3 protein-coding genes are annotated in these 3,170 nt (G+C 52.9%); all 3 read left to right on the top strand.

What is annotated here, in order from left to right:
• The first annotated feature begins 142 nt into the window (after positions 1 to 142).
• Positions 143 to 1,831 carry a glutamine--tRNA ligase/YqeY domain fusion protein gene (locus tag ACTHUE_RS13995; protein WP_004519552.1) on the top strand — a complete coding sequence of 563 codons (1,689 nt, stop codon included), beginning with the start codon at positions 143 to 145 and terminating at the stop codon, positions 1,829 to 1,831.
• Between the two features lie 82 nt (positions 1,832 to 1,913).
• On the top strand, positions 1,914 to 2,816 hold the full coding sequence (locus ACTHUE_RS13990) for a DMT family transporter (RefSeq protein WP_004519553.1): 903 nt from the start codon (positions 1,914 to 1,916) through the stop codon (positions 2,814 to 2,816).
• A 244-nt stretch (positions 2,817 to 3,060) separates the two neighbouring features.
• Positions 3,061 to 3,170: Rho termination factor N-terminal domain-containing protein (locus ACTHUE_RS13985; RefSeq protein WP_440422995.1), on the top strand; the 110-nt coding region annotated here is incomplete at its 3' end.

Genomic DNA, 3,170 nt, shown 5'->3' with positions numbered 1-3,170 from the left:
CGTGGCGTGGCAGGTTGCCGACCCTGTATCAAAGTAGCCAAGTCGGGTACAATTGAGCCATCATTCCATTCCTTTCAGACGGCCTGATTGAATGCTCAGGCCGTCTGAAAACAGAAAATCATTTTCCTATCAAAGAAATATTATGTTGAATAAAGACCAATTCGCGGACAACCACTTTATCCGCACCATCATCGATGAAGACCTCAAAAGCGGGAAACATACAGCCATCCAAACCCGCTTCCCGCCTGAGCCGAACGGTTACTTGCACATCGGCCACGCCAAATCCATCTGCTTGAACTTCGGTTTGGCTTATATTTACGACGGCTTGTGCAACCTGCGTTTCGACGACACCAACCCTGAAAAAGAAAACGACGAATACGTCAATGCCATCAAAGAAGACGTCGAATGGTTGGGCTTCCATTGGGCGGGCGAGCCACGTTTCGCTTCCAACTATTTCGACCAGCTTTACGACTACGCTGTCGGTTTAATCAAAGACGGCAAAGCGTATGTCGATGATTTGACGCCCGAAGAAATGCGCGAATACCGCGGTACGCTGACCGAAGCAGGCAAAAACAGCCCTTACCGCGACCGCAGTATTGAAGAAAACCTCGACCTGTTCACACGCATGAAAAACGGCGAGTTCCCCGACGGCAGCAAAACCTTGCGCCTGAAAATCGATATGGCGGCAGGCAATATCAATATGCGCGACCCCGTCATCTACCGTATCCGCCGCGCCCATCACCACAACACCGGCGACAAATGGTGCATCTATCCGATGTACGACTACACTCACTGCATTTCCGATGCTATCGAAGGCATCACGCATTCCTTGTGTACACTCGAATTTGAAGCACACCGTCCGCTGTACGACTGGGTGTTGGACAACATTCCTGCGCCGCACGCCACACGTCCGCGCCAATACGAGTTTTCCCGTTTGGAGCTTCTGTATTCCATCACGTCCAAACGCAAGCTGAACCAACTGGTTTCAGACGGCCACGTTTCCGGCTGGGACGACCCACGTATGCCGACCATTTCCGGTATGCGCCGCCGCGGTTACACGCCCGAAGGCCTGCGCCTGTTTGCCAAACGCGCCGGTATTTCCAAATCTGAAAACATCGTCGACATGAGCGTGTTGGAAGGCGCGATTCGTGAAGAGTTGGAGAACTCTGCGCCACGCCTGATGGCGGTTTTGAATCCGCTCAAAGTGACCCTGACCAACTTTGAAGCCGGCAAAACCCAAAGCCGCCGTGCCGCGTTCCATCCGAACCACGAAGAAATGGGCGATCGCGAAGTACCTATTTCACAAACCATCTACATCGAAGCCGACGACTTTGCCGAAAATCCGCCCAAAGGCTTCAAACGCCTGGTTCCCGGCGGAGAAGTGCGTTTGCGCCACGGCTATGTGATTAAGTGTGATGAAGTAGTAAAAGACGAGGCAGGCAATGTGGTTGAACTCAAATGCAGCATCGACCACGATACCTTGGGCAAAAATCCCGAAGGCCGCAAAGTTAAAGGCGTGATTCATTGGGTTTCTGCCGAACACGCCGTCGAAATTAAAGTCCGCCTGTACGACCGCCTCTTTACCGTCGAGCGTCCTGATGCCGTGCGCGGCGAAGACGGCAACTATCTGCCGTTTACCGATTTCCTCAATCCAGAATCCATCAAGGAAATCACTGCCTACGCCGAACCTGTCGCAAAAGATCTGCCGGCAGAAAGCCGTTGGCAGTTTGAACGCATCGGCTACTTCGTAACCGACCGCAAAGACCACAGCAAAGACATGCCGGTGTTTAACCGCACGGTGACGCTGAAAGATTCTTGGCAGCCTAAGTAATCTGTTTGCAGTCGCTATATTGAAGGCCGTCTGAAAACTTGAAATCCGGTTTTCAGACGGCCTTTGTCGATAAAGGGATAAGATGGAACGTTATTCTGTACATTTGAAACTGCTGGGAATGGCGGTGTTGTGGGGTGCGTCTTGGCCGATGGGGCGGATGTTGGGGCAGTCGCTGCCGCCGCTGACGGGCGGGGCGGTTCGGTTTGTCTTGGCTTCGGTTTTGTTGTTGGGCTGGTTGTTTGCGCGCAGCAGGTTCGCGACTTTGGCGGCTTTGTCGGCGCGGCAATGGCTGGGTTTGACGGCAGCCGCTTCTGTTGGCGTGTGCGGTTATGCGGTGTTTTTTATGCTGGGTTTGCAGACTATGCCGGCAGGCAAGGCGGCGGTAGTCGTGGCGGTGAATCCGGTATTGACACTGCTGTTGGCAACTTGGTTTTTCGGCGAGCGTTTAAATGTGAAGATTTTGGCGGGTATGCTGCTGGCGGTCGGCGGTGCCATTATGGTGGTAACGCAAGGGCAGCCGTTGACAGTGTTATCGGGCGGCATCAAGGCAGGAGAGTGGCTGATTTTCGGTTGCGTGGTTTGTTGGGCGGCTTATACTTTAATTGGTCGCGCGGTTTTGCGTGGGATAGATGTGCTGACGGTAACGACGGCAACGTCGTTCATTGGTGCGTTGATGTTGTCGGTGGTGGCGTTGTGGACGGACGGAATGCCGTTTGAGGCGATAGCGGCAATGGATGGGCGAGGCTGGACAGCCTTGGCGTGGCTGGTCATCGGCGCGACGGTATTGGCCTACGCGTGGTATTTCGAAGGCGTGAAGACTTTGGGTGCAGGCAGCGCGGCGGCGTATATTACGCTCGTGCCGATTTTCGGTGTGCTGTCTTCGGCGTGGTTTTTGGGCGAACCGCTGCATATTTCGCTGGTTGCGGGCTGTGCGGCAGCGGTCGGCGGCATGACGCTGATGCGGTACGGGCAAAAGGCCGTCTGAAGTTGGGTAAATACTCGGATTTTGGTCGATAGGGTTGCGATTGCCAAGCTGTTGCCGGCCATAATCTTATTGCATGGTAAGATTATAGTCTCGGCTCAGTGTTCGATTTAAAAATTTGACACCCTGCCTCCAACTGCCTAAAATTCAACTTTCTCAAAAATCTACCGTATCCTGCGGCACGATTTCATACTTTCAGACGGCCTTTGTGCCATCTCTCTGATACTATTCAAAATATATCAATACTATGCACGTTTCAGAACTCCAAACCCTCCACATTTCCAAACTCTTGGAAATGGCAGAAGAACATGGCATTGAAAACGCCAACCGTTTCCGCAAACAAGACCTCGTTTTTGC

Source organism: Neisseria sp. P0021.S005 (assembly GCF_051956955.1).
Note: the sequence above shows the minus strand (reverse complement) of the source record. Positions and strands in the feature narration are given on the sequence as shown.